This is a genomic window from Herminiimonas sp. GW821-FHT09C12 (assembly GCF_059416385.1).
Genome location: NZ_JBWKPC010000001.1, coordinates 1,368,803 through 1,389,142 on the forward strand (window position 1 = coordinate 1,368,803; position 20,340 = coordinate 1,389,142).

A 20,340-nucleotide genomic window follows, 5' to 3' on the forward strand; every position below is an offset into this window, starting at 1 on the left:
CATTCTCCTATTCAAAAACTTCAATCAACGGCTTTTCGTAGCGCGTCTTGATTGTGTCTATCCACCACTGTTCGTCATGCAGGTCGAACACGTGCAGCGCCAACTCGTTGGTATCAGGCAGAATTTCTACCCATACCGTGCCGGGTGTCGAATTGATCAGGCACGATAACAGCGCCAAGCCATATGGATTGCGGATGTCCAGTGGGACGCGTATGAATTGCGAATTCAGTTTGCCTGGACGTGGAGACAAAATGAGCCAACTGACGTTGAAGCAGGAGCGCACAATTTCCACTAGCGCCATCCCCAGCAAGCGAAACAGCGTGAACGGCTTGGATATTCGTGGATAGCCTAATGGTTGCAGTCGTTGGGTCAGCAGCGGCATCGCGATGGCAAGTATGACGCCGAGTAATATTTGCGCTGGGTCGACGCTTTCATTAAGCAGCAGCCAGAACAGCAGCAACACGCAAGACATCCCCGGTGAAGGTAACCAGCGCTTCATGGGCGGCTCCCTTCACTTTGGATGCGCGATACGGCCGGTTCGGAAATAACCCGGTCTATATATTGCGCAGGTTTATGCAAATCGTTGCTGGTCCGTTCCAGATAGGCAAAGACTGGCCCTGCTTGCACGGTGAGCACTACGCAGAGCAAGAGCAGAACACTGATAGGCAGCACTTCCGTTAAATGCAAACGTGGTGAAGTGATCGCTCCCGATGCCCAGAATGTCCGTACGCCAAAACGCATCAGCGAAATAATCGCCGCAAAACCTGACAGCACGATCAGTATCATCAAGGCCCAAGTGGCTGAGGTAATGACGATGCTGCTCGAATCAGGATTGAGTAGCGCGTGGAACAAACCGAATTTGGCGACAAAGCCAGATAACGGTGGCAGACCGGCGATGATCAAAGCGCAACCGGCAAAGGCCAAGCCAAGAAAAGCCATCGCGCCCGGAATGCCGACACCGGCGGTTTCCTCCGGTTTTTCTTCAATCGCAAACGCTTCCATCGTCAGTGCCAGCATGTTCGCACCGGGTGAGCGTATGCGCTCTACCAGTTCGATCAGCAAGACAAAGGCTGCCATCGCCATGGTGGAGCCGATTAAATAATAGAGGCCGGCAGTGACCAGCGAGGCTTGGCCGTAACCGATGACAGCCAGCAGCGTGCCGGAAGACGTGATGGCGCCATAACCAGCTATGCGTCCCAGATTTTCGCTGGCAAGCATGCCGGCGGCACCGAAGACGATGGTCGCCATGCCGCCCCACAGTAGTGCGTCGTAGCCATAGCCGGCAACGGCTCCTGCATCCGGTGAAAAGATCAGCAGCCACAAGCGCAGGATCACGTAGGCACCGACTTTGGTCATCAAGACCAGCATCGCAGCGACCGGTGGAGAGGCTGCTGCATAAGTGGTTGGTAACCAAAAACCGAGCGGCCACATTGCACTTTTCACCAAGAAGGCGATGGCAAGTATCGCAACACCGATTTTCAAGAAGACCAGATCGCTCGCTTCGACCTGCGGCAGACGCGCGGCCAGATCGGCCATATTCAAGGTGCCGGTGCTGGCATAGATCAGCGCAACGCCGATCAGGAACAGCAGCGATGCAGCCAGATTGATCGCGATGTATTGCATGCCGGCGCGGATGCGGGCGGTGTTATAGCCGTGCAGTACCAAGCCGTATGATGCTGCCAGCATGACTTCGAAGAAGACAAACAGGTTGAACAGATCATGCGTCAGGAAGGCACCGTTAATCCCCATCAACAGGAACTGAAACAGCGAATGGAAATGCACGCCTATGCGGCTCCAGCGCATCATCGAATACAGCAGCGCGGCAGTAGCGAGCAAGGCTGTCAGCAACAGCATTAATGATGCGAGGCGATCAGCGACGAGCGAGATGCCGAATGGCGCAGTCCAGTTCGCAGCCAGATATACGCCTATGCCATCGACCCAATGTCCGCTGTCCGTCAGTTGTATCAGTACGACGGCAATCACGAATTGCAGCAATACAGAGGTCAAATTCACGAAGAACTTGAACTGATGTCGGCTTTCATTGATCAGGATCAGCAGCGCGCCGCATAGCAGCGGCAACAGCACCGGCAGAATGATGAGATGTTGCATCCAATCCAGCTTCATTGATCGGACTCCTCACCATCGACGTGATCGGTGCCGGTCAAGCCGCGCGAACCGATCATGACAACCAGATACAGTGCCGTGGTGGCAAAACCAATCACAATCGCCGTCAAGACCAGCGCTTGCGGGAGTGGATCACTGAACATGGCCGGATCGGGTGCAGCGCCACCGAGTGTCAGCGGCGGACGATTGACCCACAAGCGTCCCATGATGAAGATGAATAGATTGACTGCATAAGACATCAGCATCAAACCAGTCAGTACCTGGAAGCTGCGCGGACGCAGTATCAGCCAGATACCTGATCCAAACAGTACGCCTATGGCGAGAGAGATAACAATTTCCATCAGACGGTCCCTCGCTTGTTGCTTGCAGTAGGTTCGGCCGCGCCGCCCTGTTGCGGACGTCGGCTACGTATCGTTTGATGCGCCAGCGCGACCAGGATCAACATGGTTGCACCGACCACCACCACGAACACACCGAGGTCGAAGAAGAAGGCACTCGGGACATGAATTTCACCGAGTACAGGCAGGTTTAAATGTGCGGTATGGCTGGTCAGGAACGGATAGCCAAACAGGAGAGAACCTAATCCGGTCAGACAGGCAAGGACCAAGCCAAATGAGAGCCAGCGCAGTGGCCGCAGATGCAAATGCGATTCCACCCAGGTCGTACCAGCCAGCATGTATTGCACGATGATGGCGACCGCAAAAATCAATCCGGCAACGAAGCCGCCGCCAGGCAGATTATGTCCGCGCATGAAGAAGTAGGCGACGATCATGCCCATGAACGGCAGCAGGAAGCGCAGATAAACGCCAGGAACCATCAGATAACCACTCTCGACTTGTTCCACTGGTGTTTGTCGTGCAGCTGGATCGATGTCGTTGATTTGTTGTTCCGGCGGCGCCATGCTTTCTGGCGAAGGACGGAAGCGACGCAACAAGGCATAGACAGTCAGGGCCACGATCGAGAGCACGGTGATTTCACCCATCGTATCGAAGCCGCGGAAGTCCACCAGCAACACGTTGACGACATTCGAGCCGCCGCCTTCCGATAGTGCACGCAGCAGGAAGAAGTCACCTATGCTTTTTGGTTGCGGATGCGTCAACACGGCATAGCTGACGGCAGCGATACTCAATCCGCCAACGACTGCCAGCGCCAGATCGCGTGAGCGATGCAGCCAGACGGTACGCGGCACTTGCATATTGAGTTCTTTCGGCACCAAGCGGCGTGGCAACCAACGCATGCCGAGCAGAATGAGTACGGCGGTGACGGTTTCCACCATCATTTGCGTCAATGCCAAGTCAGGTGCTGACAACCACAGGAAGGTCATGCTGACGACTACGCCTGTGCCGCCAACCAGAATCAGCGCAGCGAGTCGGTGGTATTTCGCCTGCCATGCGGCCGAGACCGCGCATACGCAACCTATGAACCACATCGTCGCAAAGAGCGGATCGATGTTTGCAAACGATGCTGCGTTCAGTGTCGGTAGCGGTCGCACCATCAACAAAGGCACGCCTATCATCGCAGCCATCATCAGGAATAATTGCGGTTGCAGACGACGCGTACCCAGCCATTTCACCAGGAAAGCAGCACTTGAGGTCAGGCGCAGCATCGCGGTTTCATACACTTGTGCACCACTGAAATGCCGGAACAGCGGCACGCTATCTCTTGAAGCCAGGTAGAAGTAGCGGCGCAAGATGACGTAAAACAGAATCCCGCCGCCCAGCGCGATGAAGCTCATCAACAGTGGCAAATTAAAGCCATGCCACATGCCAAGATCGTACTCAGGGGTTTGCACGCCCAGCACAGACACGACGGCACTATTCAAAAACGGTTTGACGCTCAAGCCAGGAACAATGCCGACAATCAGGCAGAGCAGTACCAGCAGCTCAACCGGGAAGCGCATCCAGCGTGGTGGTTCGTGCGGTGTTTTCGGCAAGTCGGTAGGCAGCTTGCCAAAAAACACACTAATGAAGCGTAATGAATACGCGACGCTGAAAATGCCCATCGCTACTGCGGCATACGACATCCACCAGTTTTCTGTACCGCCTACGTGCAGGGTTTCGGCAAAAAACATTTCTTTCGACAGGAAGCCATTGAGCAGTGGTACGCCAGCCATCGAAGCACTGGCGACAATCGCCAGCGTCGCCGTAATCGGGATCGCATGGCGCAAGCCGCGTAGTACGCGCATGTCGCGTGTGCCGGTTTCATGATCGATGATGCCAGCCGCCATGAACAGCGAGGCTTTGAAAATCGCGTGATTCAGCGTGTGGAAAATTGCTGCCACGACGCCCAGCGGTGAACCGATGCCCAGCAATACCGTGATCAAGCCCAGATGGCTGATGGTGGAATACGCCAGCAAGCCTTTCAGATCGTGCTGGAAAATCGCAACGAAGGAGCCAATCAGTAGCGTAGTCACGCCAGCACCAGCAATGAGCCAGGTCCATTCTTCGGTCCCGGACAATGCAGGCCAGAAGCGTATCAACAGAAAAACACCTGCCTTCACCATCGTCGCAGAATGCAGATAGGAAGAAACCGGTGTAGGTGCCGCCATCGCGTGCGGCAGCCAAAAATGGAAAGGAAATTGTGCGCTCTTGGTCAACGCGCCCAGTGCCACCAGCACCAGCGCTGCCACATACCAATCATGTGTGCGTATCTTGTCGCCAGCGGCTAATACAGTATCGAGATCGTAGCTGCCGACTATATGACCCAGGATCAGTACGCCGCACAGCAAACATAATCCGCCCGCAGCAGTGACAGTGAACGCCATACGTGCGCCGCGTCGCGCATCGATACGATGGTGCCAGTAACCGATGAGCAGAAATGAAGTCAGACTGGTCAATTCCCAGAAGACCACCAGTTGAATCAGATTGCCGGACAGGACGACCCCCAGCATCGATCCCATGAAGGCCAGCAAGAAAGCGAAGAAGCGTGGCACGGGATCTTCTGGTGACATGTAATAGCGCGCGTACAGCACCACCAGCAAACCGACACCCAGTACCAACATCGAGAACAACCAGGCCAAACCATCCATGCGCAATGCAAAGTCCACGCCTTGCATAGGCAACCACGCCGCGTGGTAGCGCACTATTTCGCCGTCGCCGACTTGCTGATATAGATACGCCGATATGAGCAAACCGTATAAAGCGATGCCGCCAGCCAACAGAGATTCGCGGTTACGCGCATTGGCAGGCATGCAGGCAGCGATCACGCTACCGATAAAGGGAACGATGACGAGGGAGAGTAAAGGTAAGGAGTCTGGAATAAGTCTATACATGCGCAGGAAAACATTCAGGAGAAATGGCGAGTCGGGTTATAGCCGCGACCGGCGGACCGTATGTGTTCAAGATGTTAAAGGCATAGGCATTTATTCCATCAGGTTGAGTCAAAGTCAGTGTTCTCATTCGCCATTCGATGGACATCATCTCCATCAAAGCTGTTTTGTCAGACGGCAGCACGCTGGAAAATCGACATGTGTACATGGACATCCCACCTTGTACGCGAACGAGCAGCAAGGAAGTCTAAGCAGAAAATGACACAATCACTTCTCGCTTGAACCTGCTGCATGAACGAATCAAATTTAATGCACAAGAAAATCAAAACGGTTGCACGGCATGAGCAAAATTCTTGCCTGCTTTTGCTACGCGCACCGCAAGTTCATTTTGCACTTGCAGTTCGCATGAGCAAAATTACCTTGTATTTCTTCCTTGAACATCCTGAACGTATCTGGATACACATGGCGTTGTACCGACGGATGGTCGCCATTGGCCCATCTGGTACTGACCGGTGGTCAGCATGTCTACTCGTGCGCGCGCATGTTACGCACCGCTTATAAAATCTTGTTACCGATTTTTTCAGCCCGTCAATAATAACAGACTTGCTTTGTGTGCTTGCGCGCAACTTTTTGTTGCGGTGCACAGATTTCATCATTGGTGATGATGTGTGTTTCGTTTTGTATGTGCAATCGTGTTTCTGATTTGCAAAGTCTGAAGTTGAATTGCATCTACTTGAGAACGCATCATATCGCGGTGATGCGCTCGCGAAAATTTCAATTCAGGTATGCTACGTACAGCGTGGAATGCTTCTGCAAAAGAAGCATTCCACGCGAAGGTTTAACGCAACAGCGGTCCTAGCGTACCGATGACGATCGTCACCAATCCGAGTATCAAATTAATACCTACCAGTTTGCGGATCGTGGCCATTGCGGCTCCGCCGGCTTTCCATTCCTGTGCTGCGACTGCGCGTAATAGGCGACGGTAGGGCGCGAAAAAGATGTGTGCAAAGATCAGCATCATGATGATGCCGAGCACAAACATCAGGGTGACGTAAAGCGGTGGCTTGCCCATCAAGGCCATCATATACATCCCGCTGCCGAGTATCAGTGCGACCGAGACCCAGACCCACGCGAAGAACTTGGAGAACACACCCGCCAGCAAAGTCAGCCGTTGTGGCGGTTCCAGTACGACAGCTGCGGTAGGGCGCAGTGCGTTATGAGCGAAGAACATGCCGCCGACCCAGACGGTGAATCCGAGTATGTGTAAGAATTTCGCGATGATCATGAGGTTCTCTTTGATGAAATGATATTGAGAGCCATAGGGTAGCCGAAGGTGTGCGGATTACAAAGAAAATTGAATAGCACGCTGTGCTCTTGGTCTCGTCGGCTATGCGCAGTCGTAGTAATAAATACATGGGAAGTGAATTCCCACATCCTGTTTTTGGAGAAATGAATGTTTGTCTGGTTTGAAAAAATGCTGCACCCGTATCAGGAAGATGTGCTGACTCCGCCGCCGAGCGGGTTCATTGCATTTGTCTGGACGTGTACCAAAGGTGCGCGTCGTTATATTGCGGCCATGACTTTGCTGACTGCTGCCATAGGTGCATTTGAAGCGTTGCTGTTTGCGATGATGGGACGCATAGTTGATTGGCTCAGCACGGTGAAGCCGGCATTGCTGTGGACGCAGGAGCGAGGAAGCCTTTTGATGCTGGCTGGCGTGATCACACTCAGCATCGTATTGGTGGCCTTGCAGACCTTATTCAAGCATCAGGCATTGGCCGGTAATTTCCCTATGCAGTTGCGCTGGAACTTCCATCGCTTGATGCTGAATCAAAGCATGGGTTTTTATCAGGATGAATTTGCCGGACGCGTTGCTGCCAAAGTCATGCAAACAGCATTGGCCGTGCGCGATGTCTGCATGATCATGGGCGACATCCTGGTGTTTGTGATTATTTATTTCGTCACACTGGTGAGTGTGGTCGGCACCTTCAATTTGTGGATGCTGGTGCCGTTCTTGAGTTGGGCTGTGCTGTATGGCGTGGCTTTGCGTTACTTCGTGCCACGCTTGAGCCGTGTCTCCAGAAAGCAGGCGGATGCACGTTCGCTGATGACTGGCCGCATCACCGATGCGTACACCAATATCGGCACGGTTAAATTGTTTTCGCATGCCGGTCGCGAAGCGAGCTATGCGCGTAATGCGATGCAAGAGTTTCTTGCTGCCGTGCATAACCAGATGCGTCTGGTCAGCGGCTTTGAAGTGGTGAACCACGCATTAAGTATGCTGCTTATCCTGAGTACGGCAGGCGTGGCACTGTGGTTGTGGACGCTGGGCGAGGTTGGCGTCGGTGCGGTGGCGGCAGCGACTGCAATGGCTTTGCGTCTGAACGGCATCTCGCATTGGGTGATGTGGGAAATGGCAAGCTTGTTCGAGCAAGTCGGCACGGTGCAGGACGGCATCAATACCTTGTCGCGCGCGCATGCAGTAACGGATGCACCTGATGCCCAGCCTCTGCATGTAAGCAAAGGTGAGCTGCATTTTGAAAATGTCGATTTTGCTTACGGTGGTACGCGTCCAGTGATTGAACAACTGAATTTGACGATACATCCGGGAGAAAAGGTGGGTCTGGTTGGTCGCTCGGGTTCTGGCAAATCCACCATCGTCAATCTGCTCTTGCGGTTTTACGATTTGGAGGGTGGTCGGATTTTGATCGATGGCCAGGATGTCGCGCATGTGACGCAGCACAGCCTGCGTGCGCAGGTTGGTATGGTGACGCAAGACACATCCTTGCTGCATCGTTCTGTGCGCGACAATATTTTGTATGGACGTCCAGACGCGACAGATGCGGAAATGATCGCGGCAGCCAAACGCGCAGAAGCGCACGAATTCATTCTGACTTTGAGTGATGCCAAAGGACGTACTGGTTACGATGCGCATGTGGGTGAGCGCGGTGTGAAGCTGTCTGGCGGTCAGCGTCAGCGTATCGCGATTGCACGCGTGATGTTGAAGGATGCGCCGATTCTATTATTGGATGAGGCAACCAGCGCGCTGGATTCAGAAGCTGAAGTGGCGATACAAGCCAGCTTGTATCAATTGATGGAAGGTAAAACGGTGGTGGCGATTGCACATCGTTTGTCCACGATTGCTGCAATGGATAGATTGATCGTGCTCGATAAAGGTGAAATCGTCGAGGAAGGTTCGCATCGCGATCTGTTGGCGCAGAACGGTTTGTATGCGCGCTTGTGGGCGCATCAGAGCGGTGGCTTTCTGGGTGAGGAAGACGACGATGAGGAAATTGCTGCTAACGCATAAGTCGTCTTGAACGCGTGATGTAAAAAATCCGGTGTGACGGTTGGGCTTTTGCAAGCCAATCATCACACCGGATTTTTTATTACGTGTACTTCAGCTTACGCCGTCAGGAATGGATTCAGGATGGCGTGAGTTCTGCTTCAGTGATGGATTTCTGTTTGCCTACCATCAGCAAAGCAATCAAAGTAAACAAGGCAGCGCCGGACAGATAAACGCCGACGTAAGACAAGCCGTAATTGGTCGCGAGCCAGGTGGCGATATAAGGTGCCAGTGATGCGCCTATGATGCCGCCCAGATTGAAGGTCAAGGAAACGCCGGTATAGCGAATTTCTGTCGGGAATAATTCGGACAACATCGTACCCAGCGGGCCGTATGTCATGCCCATCAGCGCCAATCCGAGCGAGAGGAAAACTGTCACGCCGACCATGTCGTTGGCTGTAAACATAGGCGCGATCAGCAAGCCGAAGAATGCAATCGCGACCGATACCAAAATCATCGTGATGCGTCGGCCATATTTATCTGCCAGCAGAGCGGAGATAGGAATTGTCAGCGCAAAGAATACGACTGCAAACAATTGCAGTATCAGGAATTGCTTGCGCGAGTAACCGAGCGCAGTCGTACCCCAGCTCAAGGCAAACACCGTCATCAGATAGAACAGTACAAAGGTTGCGGTGGCGATGATGGTGCCCAATACCAAGATGCGGCTGTGCTCACGGAAGATGGTAGCCAACGGCACTTTGACGCGTTCGTTCTTGTCCAATACTTTTTGGAAGACTGGTGTTTCGGTAATTTTCAGACGCACATACAAACCGACCAGTACCAACACGGCGCTGGCAAGGAAAGGAATACGCCAGCCGTAACTGAAGAATTGTTCGTTGGTCAGCGTCTCGCTCAACAACAGGAAGATACCGCCGGAGAGGAAGAAGCCGAGTGGTGCGCCCAATTGCGGGAAGCAACCATACCAAGCGATTTTGCCCGGTGGTGCATTCTCGGTCGCCAGCAATACGGCGCCGCCCCATTCACCACCCAAGCCCAAGCCTTGGCCGAAACGGCACAAAGCCAGCAGCAAAGGTGCCCAGGTACCGATGCTTGCATAAGTTGGCAGCAAACCGATAACAACGGTGGAGATACCCATCGTCAATAGTGCTGCCACCAGCGTTGCCTTGCGACCGATGCGATCACCGTAATGACCGAAGACGGCAGAGCCGACAGGACGTGCGAAAAATGCGATCGCAAAAGTCGCGAGTGACTGCAGCATGGCTGCAGTCGGACTTGACGATGGGAAGAACAGTGTGGGAAATACGAGAACTGCCGCAGTGGCGTAGATATAAAAATCGAAAAATTCAATTGTTGTGCCGATCAAACTGGCAAACAACACGGTGCCCGGTGAATTTTTTTTCTCGGCACCGGCGTTACTTTGACTCATTATTGCTTTCCTTCATCCCTGATTGTTATCCGCTGCGCGGATTATTTGCTTAACTGATCACTTTGGCCGCTGGTTACGCCATGCGCCTGCTGATCGGCATGATAGGAGCTGCGTACCATTGCGCCGACAGCCGCATGGGCGAAGCCCATTTTGTACGCTTCTTCTTCATACATTTTGAAAGTATCGGGATGAACGTAACGACGCACCGGCAAGTGGTCGCCGCTAGGCATCAGGTATTGGCCGATGGTCAGCATGTCCACATCGTGTGCACGCATGTCACGCATGACTTGCAATACTTCTTCGTCGGTTTCGCCGAGGCCGACCATGATGCCGGATTTGGTAGGTGTGTTTGGATGTTGCGCCTTGAAGCGCTTCAACAGATTCAATGAATATGCGTAATCGGAGCCCGGGCGCGCTTCCTTGTACAGGCGCGGTGCGGTTTCCAGATTGTGATTCATCACGTCAGGTGGTGATGCGTTCAGGATTTCCAGCGCGCGGTCCATGCGACCACGGAAGTCTGGCACCAGAATTTCAATACGGGTATTCGGTGACAGTTCGCGGACGCGGCGTATGCATTCGGCAAAGTGACCAGCACCGCCATCGCGCAGATCGTCGCGATCAACCGAGGTAATGACGACGTAGCTCAGGCGCAGTGCAGCGATGGTCTTGGCCAGATTTTCCGGCTCGTTGACGTCAAGTGGATCAGGACGGCCATGACCAACGTCGCAGAATGGGCAACGACGTGTGCACTTGTCACCCATGATCATGAAGGTCGCAGTGCCTTTGCCGAAACATTCGCCGATGTTAGGGCAGCTTGCTTCCTCGCAGACGGTGACGAGGTTGTTGGCACGCAGGATGTCTTTGATTTCGTAGAAGCGGGTCGTTGGCGATGCAGCCTTGACACGTATCCAGTCGGGTTTTGGCAGCCGTTCCATCGGGATCACTTTGATCGGGATGCGGATGGTTTTGGCTGCGCCTTTTTGCTTTTCGCTTGGATTGTAGGCGGGCGTAGAAGGTGTGGACGCTTCTGGATTGGTATCGATTGTCATTAGGCTGGTCGCTCTTTATCAGGTGTCGCTATGTCAACGCTGGGTGCGGCGCTGGATAACAACGCGTAGCGCCGACGTTCGTCTTTGCCACGATGAAAATGGATATTACGGGTACAAAGCGGTCATACAGCAGAGTCTATCGAGACAGGCTCTTGCTCAATTTTTCTGCCAGTGCATTTTGCACGGCACTAAGTGTCGTCTGCGCGCCCAGGCTTTGCATATCTATGGTGGCCAGGTCTTCATAACCGCAGGGATTGATCCAGGTAAACGGGGTCAAATCCATTGCTACATTTAGCGAGACGCCGTGATACGTGCAACCGTTGCCTCGTATCTTCAAGCCGAGTGCAGCGATTTTGGCGCCTTGCGCCGGTCCATCCGACAGATAAATGCCGGGTGCGCCGGGTTTGCGTTCGCAGGCAAGATTATACGCTGCCAGCGTATCTATCACCGCCTGTTCGATTTTATTGACCAGTTCTCGAGCGAATAGACGCGCGTCGGCCTTGTGGCGGCGCAGATCCAGTAATAGGTAAATGACAACTTGGCCAGGACCGTGATACGTGACTTCGCCACCGCGGTCGGTTTGTACCACTGGAATATCGTGCGCATTGAGTACATGCGCAGTATCGGCTGCGAGACCTAGCGTGAAGACAGGTGGATGCTCGACGACCCATAGTTCGTCAGCGGTTTCTGCCGTGCGTGCATCGGTAAATGCGCGCATCGCGGCAAAAGTGGTCTCGTAAGCTTCCAGCCCACGCTGCAGGACGATAGGCTGGTTGAGAGCTGACATATCCACTTGCTTAGAGGACGTACTTCACCATAGGGTGCGACGACAGCGCACGATACAGATTATCGAGTTGCTCGCGGCTGGTTGCGCGCACGGTCACAGTCAGCGACAGATAATTACCAGCCGAAGACGGGCGTTGTTCTATCCTGCCTTCATGGAATTCAGGGTCGTGAATTGTAACCAGTTCAACTATCGTAGGTACAAATTGATCGTGCGTCAGGCCCATGACTTTGATGGGAAAGTCGCTAGGATATTCGATCAGGCTTTCAGTTGGGTCTAGTGGTTCTGTCATGATGAGTTGCTCTTGAATATTGCCGTTCATGCAAGAAAGCACAAAGGCGGGTAATAAAAATTAAGCGAAGAATGAAGCGAAATCAGGCGAATTTGGCTTTTTGGTAAGCCTTGTATAGTTTTTGATAAATGGGGCCGGGTTTGCCGTTTCCAATGGTTTGGTTGTTGATACTAGTCACCGGCAGCACTTCCTTGGAGGCGGATGACAATAACACTTCGTCGGCCGCAAATACTTCATCACGGCTGATGCGGCGCGCCTGGAATGGAATATTGTCCGCTGCACACAGCTCTTCTATCAAGCCGTAACGTATGCCTTCCAGAATCAAATTATCCTTGGGCGGACCCGACAGTATACCGTTCTTGACGATCCAGACATTGGAAGCTGATCCTTCGGTTAAAAAATCGTCGCGAAACTGTATGGCTTCAATCGCATCATTCTCCGCCGCATTCTGCGCGGCCAGCACATTGCCGAGCAGGGAAATGGACTTGATCTCGCAGTGCAGCCAGCGCTTGTCCTCCATGGTTACGCAGGCAACACCATTCGCGCGTGCTTGCGCCGATGGCAAGGTGAGCGGATTGCTCATGATGAAAATAGTGGGCGTTAGTTCGATATTCGGAAAGGCATGCGTACGTTTGGCTACGCCGCGCGTGACTTGCATATAGACCAGTTGATCATCTGCCGGATCGACGCGGGTGACTTTTTCTACTAAACCCAGCCATTCTTGTTCTGTATATGGATTATCGATGCCTATGGAATTGAGGCCGCGGAACAGGCGTGCCAGATGTTGTGAGGGACGAAATGGTTTGCGCTCATAGATGGGTATGACTTCGTAGATGCCATCGCCAAAAATAAAGCCTCTATCCAGTACGGAAATTTTCGCTTCGGAAAGCGGTGTCATGATGCCGTTCAGGTAGACGAGTGGATCGTTATCCATGGCAGCTTTTCCCATCAGTGTTGAGAGGCTAATTTTGGCACAAACACTAAAGCGGCGTTACGTTATCGCGGCAAGCTGTCACGTTGAGGCAGTTTGACTCATGGAAACTTGCACAAACAAAAACGGCAGGATCAACATGAAGTTGAGCCTGCCGTTAGATGATTGCGTATGGTCAAGCCATACGCATGTCGTCAATCAATGCACCCACAAGCGGATCGAATCCAGTGCGCGACCGAACAGACCGGCTTGGCCAACTTGTTCCAGCGCGAGGACTGGCAATTCGGAAACAACCTTGCCGTCAGCCGACATTACCTTGATGGTGCCGACTTGGCTGTTCTTGTCGATAGGCGCGACCAGTGGATCTTTACGTGCCAAAACTGGCTTCATTGAGTTAGCTACGCCTTTTGGTACGGTGATAAAGACATCACGGGTGAAGCCGATCTTGATGCTGTTTTGTGTGCCTTTCCAGACATTAGGCGTGGCGATAGGCTCGTTCTTCGCATACAGCTTGACCGTGTCGAAGTTCTGGAAACCCCAGTTCAACAGTTTTTGGCTTTCTTGCGCACGTGCTTGATCGGAAGCGGTGCCGAGTACGACAGAAATCAGACGACGTTCGCCGGTACCGTTAGGACGTTTTGCAGTCGAAATCAGGCAATAACCAGCACCTTGTGTGTAGCCGGTTTTCATACCGTCCACAGTTGGGTCCAACCACAGCAAACGGTTGCGGTTAGGTTGCTTGATGTTGTTGTAGGTAAATTCTTTGGTCGAATAAATCTTGTAGAACTCAGGGTGATCGTTGATCAGGTGCGAAGCCAGTATCGACAAATCACGTGCGGTCGAATAGTTGCTGGCGCTAGGCAGACCATGTGGATTGGCGAAGTGAGTGGACTTCATGCCCATGCGTTCGGCTTCACGATTCATCAGGGAGACGAATGCATCTTCGGTGCCGGCGACTGCTTCGGCAATTGCCACCGCAGCATCGTTACCGGATTGCACGATCAGGCCGTACAGCAGATCGTTGACCTTGACGGGTACGCGCGGTTCGATAAACATTTTCGAGCTGCTAGGATCGACTTTCCACGCATTCGTGGAAATGGTGATCATCTGATTCAAGTCCAGTTTTTTGTCCTGAACTGCGGTGAACGCGACGTAAGCCGTCATCAATTTGGTCAGCGATGCTGGTTCGATGCGCATATCAGGCTCATTCGATGCGAGTACCTGATTGCTGGTTGCATCCAGCAATAACCATGATTTGGCATTGATGGTTGGCGATGGAACACTTTGGGCAAAGGCGGTGGAAAGCGATAGGACGGTAGCAGCGACGGCCGCAAGTAATTTTTTCATTGGACTCTGTGGTGGATGCTCGCAATCGGAGTGCGAGCGTCGATTTGGAAAAAGTTATCGGATTATAGCGCTGCGCTGTCGTGGTGATCGATGAACATTTATCGATACATGCGGATTAACGCAGCCACATTTCGACAACGTGATTCTTGATATGTTGCAATTTTCGATTAAAAAAATGATCGCAGCCCGGAACCACCAGTACAGGCAAGTCTTGCGGGCGTGCCCAGTCGAATACATTTGTCAGCGGAATCGTGTCGTCCTGCTCACCGTGGATCAGGATGGTTCCGGCTGGAACCGTAGGCAGCGGCCATTTTCCGGCTGCTGTGCCAACTAGTACCAAGCGTTCAGCGGACGTGCCTTGTGCTTCCAGGCGTTTTTGCAATTGCGCCTGAACAAAGGTGCCGAAGGAAAAGCCAGCCAGCGCAAACGGCAAGTCTGGATATTGTTCTTGCATGTGTGCCAACAGTTGCGCCATGTCGTCAGTTTCACCCGCGCCGCCATCATGTACGCCGCCCGATGCACCGACGCCGCGGAAGTTCATGCGTGCTGCTGCATAACCGAGCGTGACAAAGGAACGTACCAAGGTATGCACGACTTTATTGTCCATCGTGCCACCGAATAAGGGATGTGGGTGAGCCACCAGCGCAAAGCCGCGTGGCGCATCCGCAGGCAGATCCAGCGCGCACTCGAGTGAACCGGCGACGCCTGGCAAGGAGAAATATTGTGTTTGTGCGTTCATGGTTTAACGGTCTATGACGATAGGTGCGATTGCGGCAACACTGGCTGCGTGCTGCGCTTCAGATTTTCAGGCGTTCGACAATTTTGCCGCCGACCAGATGGACGTCGATGATTTCATCGAGATCTTCATTGTCGACGTAGGTGTACCAGGTGCCTTGCGGATAGATCACGAGAACGGGTCCTTCTTCACAGCGACCAAGACAACCAGATTGATTGACACGTACTTCACCGCTGCGGCTCAAGCCTAATTCCTTGACGCGTGCTTTCAGGTGCTTCTGTGCGGCATGTGCGCCTTTTTCAGCACAACATTCGCGGCCATCATCGCGTTGATTCATGCAAATGAATAAATGCTGGCCAAAAAACTGTTTATCTTCAGACATGAAATGGGTGTGCGCGTTAAAGAGCGAAATGATACACCCGCATCATTTTCGCTTCACGCGATGTATCGAGTGTAGCAAGAACCATAATCCTGCGAATGGCCACAATAGCGAGAGAAATTGTGCTGCGCCATTGAAGTTAAGGAATTTTCCTTGCGACCAGGTTTCTAGTGTCGCGACGAAATAAGGATTGGCTGGTGCGATATTGACGGCGATGAGGCTGACGATCAGCAGAAATACAGCTGCACGTCTCTGCCAGGTCGACGACAGGAAAGCCAGGCCAGTCAACAAGGCGAGACCCAGCAGCAAGCCGCCTTGTGCGCCAGGCGTGAGCCAGATAAAGGCTGTGTCTGGTGTGAAGAAAATGGCGGTGGCGAATGCTTTTACGACCAAGCCGGAAAGCAGTAATGCAAACACCAGCACCAAGCGCGGTGCCTTGTCGCGCAGCATGCACAGCAGTGCGAGTAAGACGCCGCTGGTGCTGCAAGCGGTAATGATGGCTTCTGCCAGCCAGTATTGTTCCGCTGTGAGTTGTATGCCGTTACGTAAAAAATTGCTTAGATCAATCGGCGTTGCCAGCCAATCCGATAACCAATCAGAAAAAATAGGCAGCAATTGCCCATTCCCGAACAAATAACTTTGCGGATAAATCTGTGCCAACGGCCATAGCGCAAAAATGGTCAGGCCGCGGCTTGCTTCAGCGGTAAACCAGCGATGCCGCAAGTGACGCAAGCGGCTGCGTTCCAGCATGAGATGGCTGGTCGCACTACCGATTAATGCTCCTATCAATGCGCCGACACTATTGGTAAGCAAGTCCAGATTTGATGCAACGCGACTAGGCAAGAACGCCTGCGTGGCTTCCATTGAGCCAGACAACACAATGCCGAGGAGCGTCGCCAGCAAAATTGCCAGCGTGCGACGAACCTTAGGATACAGCGCATAGACGGTCAGAATGCCGAGCGGAATATAGCCGAGGATATTGGTAACCAGATCAAAACCGGTCCAGTAACGTGGTGGAATGGGCGCAAACAAATACGTTTGCAGCGGCACGCCCACGTCTTGCCAGCCAGTGAATGGATACAGGCTCGCGTAGACAATCAGAAACAGATACGCCAGCAAGCCACCGCGCGAAAACGTCGATGCTTGTAATGTCGGCGCCTGCGCAGGGTTTATTTTTTCGGTGGAAGTGTCGCTAACCATACTGCCATTTCATTAATGATTGCATCGCTGACCTTGGCGAGTGCTGCAGCACCGCCTTGTGCGTCTGCGCTCGCAGCGGGAAGCTGCTTGATGAATGTTTTTTGCGCACGCAAGTTACGGCCATCGAACAGCGATGCACGTATCGCGATATGCGCGCTGCTGCTATTTGCGCTCTCGAATAACTGGGAAAAATCATCCGCCTCTATCCGCAGCACCGGTAGATTGATGGCGCCATCGGATGCCGGGACGACGATGCCGCCAGCTTGAGACAGACGCGCTTTCAAGCGTTGTGAAAATAATTGCGCCGGCGGCATCGCCCATTGACTGTTCGCGTATGGACGCGGTTGTTGATTATTGGCGTAGTTGAGTCGATAAAACATCATCTGACTATCGAGCCAGGATGGCGCATGAATGTCGGCCACACTGATCGCCGGCAAGTTTGATGTGTTTGCCGCATTCTGTGTCGGTAAAGGGCCGAGATCATACAGCGTCATCGACGGCGCATTTGTGGCGCAACCGCTGAACAAGGCGCTACCAGCCAAGACAAGTGTAATGAATAGCCTGCGTGTGATGGTCATCATCGGAATCCTTGAGCAGTGATCTTATGGTGCCGGTGCGCTGAAACCGGCTTCGCCTGGGCCAGGTTGCGCGCGACCGGGGCCGAACAGAATACCTTGCGGACGCTGGTTAAATGTTTCCAATGTGCGATTCAATGAACGCATGGACGTACGTGTTTCATCTATCAATGGTGTCGCCTGATATTCAACCAGCGATGCTGCCGATCCGACTTTATTGACTGCATCGTCAAAGCCGCTGAGTGGTCCGTCGGGCGCATTTAGTTTATTGGTAACCCGCAGTGCGTCATCGGATAATTTATTGATGGAATTCAATGCGGCATCAGTCTTGCCTGCCAGCGCAGGTAATTTATCGAGCGTAGGTTGCAACTGCTGTGGAATTTGTCCAACCTTGTTCGCGGCGGCACTGACATCAGTGAAGGCACTCAGGATATTTTTCTGATTTTGCTCGGACAACATAACGTTGAGTTTGGATGTTATTTCTTCCGTTTGCTTGAGGATTTCCAGGCCGCGTAGTTGCAAGGTATCGAGCAAGCTGGCGCGCAATGTGATTCGTGCGACCTTGTTCTTCGAAGATGGCATCAATGTCGGTTGTGTATCGTCGTCGTCCAATTGCACGTAAGCCAGTCCGGTGACACCTTGGTAATTGAGTGTGGCAAAAGTGGAATGCGTGATAGGCGTGTCTTTCGATACGCTGAAGCGGATCAGAATCTGGCCTGGTTTTTTCGGATCAAACATGACGGCATCGACGCGGCCGACATCCAGCCCGCGATAACGCACACCAGCCTGCGGATTGAGGCCGGGAACGGATAAGGTGGTGGCGATTTCATAAGGCACACGTTCTACGCGATCCTGATTGAACCAGAGCGCGATCAACACGGCAGCGATCAAAAGAACGATGGTGAAAATGCCCGCCATCAATGCATGAGCTTTATTTTCCATAATTGATCATTAGAGTGTATGCGACTCTCCTCCCTGATGGTTTTCCTGCTTGGCGGGCAATGCCTCGAACGCACGTTGTCCGCGTTCGCCACGGAAGAAGGTTTCAATAAACGGATGCTTGAACTCAACTACCTTGTCCGGTTTGCAATAAGCAATGATGTGCTTGTCAGCCAATACGGCAACGCGCGACGACAAGGCAAATAAAGTATCCAGATCATGCGTGACCATCACAACGGTCAGATTCATTTCATCGCGCAGTTCACGTATCAGATTGACGAAGCTTTCCGATGCGTTGGGGTCCAGACCGGCAGTTGGCTCATCCAGAAAAACCAGTTCCGGTTCCAGCGCCAAGGCACGCGCCAATGCGACGCGCTTGATCATCCCGCCTGATAAATCCGATGGCATCTTCAGTGCATGCTCCGGACCTATTCCTGCCATTTGCAACTTCATCAATGCGGCGTCGCGTATCAACTGTTTCGGCAGTACACGCAGTTCACGCATCGGTTGCGCCACATTATCGAAGACAGTGAATGCAGAAAACAGCGCGCCTTGCTGGAACAGCATACCCCAGCGAGTGCGTAACTGCTGCAGACGTTGTGCATTGATGGCGTTAATGTCTTCGCCAAATATGCGCACAGTGCCGCTGGCTGGCCGCGTCAAGCCCAGCATTTGTCGCAGTAATACGGTTTTCCCCGAGCCAGAGCCACCAACCAGCGATACGATTTCACCCTGATTGATGCTCAAGTTCACATGCTCATGCACGACCACATCGCCGAATCGCGTGCTCAGATTCTTGATCTGAACGATAGGTGTTGCTTCGGCCTGAGTTGTTGTCGTATCCATTAGAAACCTACTCCGGTAAAGACGATGGCAAAAACGGCATCCGCGAGTATCACGACCGTGATGGCAGTCACTACAGAGATGGTGGTGCCTGCGCCCAGACTTTCTGTATTCGGTTTGATACGCAAACCGAAATGACAGGCCACCAATGCAATCAAGCTGCCAAATACGACGCCTTTGCCCAAACCTATCCAGTAATTAGCGAGAGGAACTGCATCTGGTAGTTCGCGCAAAAAATATTTGTACGACAAGCCCAACTCCATATTCGCTGCAACCATGCCGCCGATCAAGGCCATGGCATCAGTCCATATCACCAGCAGCGGCATCGAGATTGCCAGTGCAATGACTTTAGGCATGATCAAACGATAACCGTGTGGCAATCCCATCACCAACATCGCATCCAGTTCTTCCGTCACGCGCATAACCCCGAGTTGCGCTGTGATCGAAGAGCCGGAGCGGCCGGCTACCAAAATCGCTGCCAGCAATGGCCCCAATTCTCGAATCACGCTCATGCCGAGTATGTTGACCAAAAAAATATCGCCACCAAATTGATGCAATTGTTGTGCCGATAGATAAGACAGCACGACACCGATCAAAAATCCCACCAGCGCAGTAATTCCCAACGCCTGATATCCGGTATGGAAAATATTGGCGGAGATTTCCTTCCACGGTCCACGTTGCGGTTGCTTGATGAACTGAGCAAGATCCATCGTTAACTGGCCAATCAAGCTGATAAAGCCGACCAGATGATCCAGCATATTCAGCTTGAACTGGATCAGCGTACACAGCGAGTACCAATGATTTTTGGGTGGCCTCTTCATGACCAGCGGGCCGGTTTGTTCCAGTCGCCGGAAGAAGTTTTCGTATTGTGGCGCGAGCGTTAGTTGTGCCGGGCGTTTCTTGCCCCAGGTATTCCACAACAATTGCGCGCCTATGTAATCGAGCGCGTCGATTTGCGATAAATTCCAGTGCGCTTTGTCTGCATTGCGTACGGTCTGCAATGCGGCGGTAATTTTTTCCATCGCGCCGGGATGCGTCAGCGCACGCACTTGCCACGATCCGGCTGCGGTCACAGTAGCCTGGTCGTTCTGCGTGTAGCTGAGAGTGGGCGATGCGAAGTTATGCATGCAGGCAAGTGTA

19 protein-coding genes are annotated in these 20,340 nt (G+C 52.8%); 1 reads left to right on the forward strand and 18 read right to left on the reverse strand.

Features of this window, described 5'->3' with window-relative positions:
* Nucleotides 1-7: 7 nt before the first annotated feature.
* The 5 genes from AC07N2_RS06485 to AC07N2_RS06505 form a co-directional block, all read right to left on the reverse strand.
* On the reverse strand, nt 8-499 hold the full coding sequence (locus AC07N2_RS06485; protein ID WP_494777506.1) for a Na+/H+ antiporter subunit E: 492 nt from the start codon (nt 497-499) through the stop codon (nt 8-10).
* Nucleotides 496-2,124 (reverse strand): monovalent cation/H+ antiporter subunit D, encoded by a 1,629-nt coding sequence (locus tag AC07N2_RS06490; RefSeq protein WP_494777507.1) that lies wholly within the window; start codon nt 2,122-2,124, stop codon nt 496-498. The genes AC07N2_RS06485 and AC07N2_RS06490 overlap by 4 nt, the downstream gene beginning before the upstream one ends.
* Nucleotides 2,121-2,465 (reverse strand): Na+/H+ antiporter subunit C, encoded by a 345-nt coding sequence (locus AC07N2_RS06495; RefSeq protein ID WP_494777508.1) that lies wholly within the window; start codon nt 2,463-2,465, stop codon nt 2,121-2,123. The genes AC07N2_RS06490 and AC07N2_RS06495 overlap by 4 nt, the downstream gene beginning before the upstream one ends.
* Nucleotides 2,465-5,395, reverse strand: coding sequence for a monovalent cation/H+ antiporter subunit A (locus tag AC07N2_RS06500; protein WP_494777509.1), 2,931 nt, complete (start codon nt 5,393-5,395; stop codon nt 2,465-2,467). The genes AC07N2_RS06495 and AC07N2_RS06500 overlap by 1 nt, the downstream gene beginning before the upstream one ends.
* A gap of 835 nt (nt 5,396-6,230) precedes the next feature.
* Complete coding sequence (locus AC07N2_RS06505; RefSeq protein WP_076593160.1) at nt 6,231-6,677, reverse strand: CopD family protein; 447 nt, start codon at nt 6,675-6,677, stop codon at nt 6,231-6,233.
* A gap of 168 nt (nt 6,678-6,845) precedes the next feature.
* Between AC07N2_RS06505 and AC07N2_RS06510 the strand changes: the two genes are divergently transcribed.
* Entirely contained in the window at nt 6,846-8,702 is a 1,857-nt protein-coding gene (locus tag AC07N2_RS06510) for an ABC transporter ATP-binding protein (protein WP_494777510.1), read from the forward strand.
* Between the two features lie 115 nt (nt 8,703-8,817).
* Here the strand turns inward: AC07N2_RS06510 and AC07N2_RS06515 are convergent, their stop codons facing one another.
* From AC07N2_RS06515 to AC07N2_RS06575, 13 genes are all read right to left on the reverse strand, one after another.
* The gene (locus AC07N2_RS06515; RefSeq protein ID WP_494777511.1) at nt 8,818-10,125 is read right to left on the reverse strand and encodes an MFS transporter; all 1,308 of its coding nucleotides are present in this window, start codon (nt 10,123-10,125) and stop codon (nt 8,818-8,820) included.
* 41 nt (nt 10,126-10,166) lie between these two features.
* Entirely contained in the window at nt 10,167-11,174 is a 1,008-nt protein-coding gene (gene lipA, locus AC07N2_RS06520) for a lipoyl synthase (RefSeq protein ID WP_494777512.1), read from the reverse strand.
* A gap of 136 nt (nt 11,175-11,310) precedes the next feature.
* Nucleotides 11,311-11,961 carry a lipoyl(octanoyl) transferase LipB gene (gene lipB, locus AC07N2_RS06525; RefSeq protein ID WP_076593164.1) on the reverse strand — a complete coding sequence of 217 codons (651 nt, stop codon included), beginning with the start codon at nt 11,959-11,961 and terminating at the stop codon, nt 11,311-11,313.
* A 10-nt stretch (nt 11,962-11,971) separates the two neighbouring features.
* Complete coding sequence (locus AC07N2_RS06530) at nt 11,972-12,250, reverse strand: HP0495 family protein (RefSeq protein WP_076593165.1); 279 nt, start codon at nt 12,248-12,250, stop codon at nt 11,972-11,974.
* Nucleotides 12,251-12,332: 82 nt separating this feature from the next.
* On the reverse strand, nt 12,333-13,184 hold the full coding sequence (locus AC07N2_RS06535) for a D-amino acid aminotransferase (protein WP_494777513.1): 852 nt from the start codon (nt 13,182-13,184) through the stop codon (nt 12,333-12,335).
* Nucleotides 13,185-13,379: 195 nt separating this feature from the next.
* On the reverse strand, nt 13,380-14,528 hold the full coding sequence (locus tag AC07N2_RS06540) for a D-alanyl-D-alanine carboxypeptidase family protein (RefSeq protein ID WP_494777514.1): 1,149 nt from the start codon (nt 14,526-14,528) through the stop codon (nt 13,380-13,382).
* Nucleotides 14,529-14,643: 115 nt separating this feature from the next.
* Nucleotides 14,644-15,267 (reverse strand): alpha/beta hydrolase, encoded by a 624-nt coding sequence (locus AC07N2_RS06545; protein WP_494777515.1) that lies wholly within the window; start codon nt 15,265-15,267, stop codon nt 14,644-14,646.
* A gap of 58 nt (nt 15,268-15,325) precedes the next feature.
* Nucleotides 15,326-15,646 (reverse strand): (2Fe-2S) ferredoxin domain-containing protein, encoded by a 321-nt coding sequence (locus tag AC07N2_RS06550; RefSeq protein WP_494777516.1) that lies wholly within the window; start codon nt 15,644-15,646, stop codon nt 15,326-15,328.
* 42 nt (nt 15,647-15,688) lie between these two features.
* Nucleotides 15,689-16,843: a VanZ family protein gene (locus tag AC07N2_RS06555; RefSeq protein ID WP_494777517.1), complete on the reverse strand. Its 1,155-nt coding sequence runs from the start codon at nt 16,841-16,843 to the stop codon at nt 15,689-15,691.
* Nucleotides 16,813-17,424: an ABC-type transport auxiliary lipoprotein family protein gene (locus AC07N2_RS06560; protein ID WP_494777518.1), complete on the reverse strand. Its 612-nt coding sequence runs from the start codon at nt 17,422-17,424 to the stop codon at nt 16,813-16,815. Before AC07N2_RS06560 ends, AC07N2_RS06555 begins: the two co-directional genes overlap by 31 nt.
* A 21-nt stretch (nt 17,425-17,445) precedes the next feature.
* Nucleotides 17,446-18,360 carry an MlaD family protein gene (locus AC07N2_RS06565; protein WP_494777519.1) on the reverse strand — a complete coding sequence of 305 codons (915 nt, stop codon included), beginning with the start codon at nt 18,358-18,360 and terminating at the stop codon, nt 17,446-17,448.
* A 9-nt stretch (nt 18,361-18,369) separates the two neighbouring features.
* The gene (locus AC07N2_RS06570; RefSeq protein WP_494777520.1) at nt 18,370-19,203 is read right to left on the reverse strand and encodes an ABC transporter ATP-binding protein; all 834 of its coding nucleotides are present in this window, start codon (nt 19,201-19,203) and stop codon (nt 18,370-18,372) included.
* On the reverse strand, nt 19,203-20,327 hold the full coding sequence (locus AC07N2_RS06575; RefSeq protein WP_494777521.1) for an MlaE family ABC transporter permease: 1,125 nt from the start codon (nt 20,325-20,327) through the stop codon (nt 19,203-19,205). Before AC07N2_RS06575 ends, AC07N2_RS06570 begins: the two co-directional genes overlap by 1 nt.
* Between the last annotated feature and the right edge of the window lie 13 nt (nt 20,328-20,340).

Bases quoted from the DNA above. Each gene is read 5' to 3' on its own strand.
- AC07N2_RS06485 (WP_494777506.1), bottom strand. From the start codon at position 499: ATGAAGCGCTGGTTACCTTCACCGGGGATGTCTTGCGTGTTGCTGCTG.
- AC07N2_RS06490 (WP_494777507.1), bottom strand. From the start codon at position 2,124: ATGAAGCTGGATTGGATGCAACATCTCATCATTCTGCCGGTGCTGTTG.
- AC07N2_RS06495 (WP_494777508.1), bottom strand. From the start codon at position 2,465: ATGGAAATTGTTATCTCTCTCGCCATAGGCGTACTGTTTGGATCAGGT.
- AC07N2_RS06500 (WP_494777509.1), bottom strand. From the start codon at position 5,395: ATGTATAGACTTATTCCAGACTCCTTACCTTTACTCTCCCTCGTCATC.
- AC07N2_RS06505 (WP_076593160.1), bottom strand. From the start codon at position 6,677: ATGATCATCGCGAAATTCTTACACATACTCGGATTCACCGTCTGGGTC.
- AC07N2_RS06510 (WP_494777510.1), top strand. From the start codon at position 6,846: ATGTTTGTCTGGTTTGAAAAAATGCTGCACCCGTATCAGGAAGATGTG.
- AC07N2_RS06515 (WP_494777511.1), bottom strand. From the start codon at position 10,125: ATGAGTCAAAGTAACGCCGGTGCCGAGAAAAAAAATTCACCGGGCACC.
- lipA (WP_494777512.1), bottom strand. From the start codon at position 11,174: ATGACAATCGATACCAATCCAGAAGCGTCCACACCTTCTACGCCCGCC.
- lipB (WP_076593164.1), bottom strand. From the start codon at position 11,961: ATGTCAGCTCTCAACCAGCCTATCGTCCTGCAGCGTGGGCTGGAAGCT.
- AC07N2_RS06530 (WP_076593165.1), bottom strand. From the start codon at position 12,250: ATGACAGAACCACTAGACCCAACTGAAAGCCTGATCGAATATCCTAGC.
- AC07N2_RS06535 (WP_494777513.1), bottom strand. From the start codon at position 13,184: ATGGATAACGATCCACTCGTCTACCTGAACGGCATCATGACACCGCTT.
- AC07N2_RS06540 (WP_494777514.1), bottom strand. From the start codon at position 14,528: ATGAAAAAATTACTTGCGGCCGTCGCTGCTACCGTCCTATCGCTTTCC.
- AC07N2_RS06545 (WP_494777515.1), bottom strand. From the start codon at position 15,267: ATGAACGCACAAACACAATATTTCTCCTTGCCAGGCGTCGCCGGTTCA.
- AC07N2_RS06550 (WP_494777516.1), bottom strand. From the start codon at position 15,646: ATGTCTGAAGATAAACAGTTTTTTGGCCAGCATTTATTCATTTGCATG.
- AC07N2_RS06555 (WP_494777517.1), bottom strand. From the start codon at position 16,843: ATGGTTAGCGACACTTCCACCGAAAAAATAAACCCTGCGCAGGCGCCG.
- AC07N2_RS06560 (WP_494777518.1), bottom strand. From the start codon at position 17,424: ATGATGACCATCACACGCAGGCTATTCATTACACTTGTCTTGGCTGGT.
- AC07N2_RS06565 (WP_494777519.1), bottom strand. From the start codon at position 18,360: ATGGAAAATAAAGCTCATGCATTGATGGCGGGCATTTTCACCATCGTT.
- AC07N2_RS06570 (WP_494777520.1), bottom strand. From the start codon at position 19,203: ATGGATACGACAACAACTCAGGCCGAAGCAACACCTATCGTTCAGATC.
- AC07N2_RS06575 (WP_494777521.1), bottom strand. From the start codon at position 20,327: ATGCATAACTTCGCATCGCCCACTCTCAGCTACACGCAGAACGACCAG.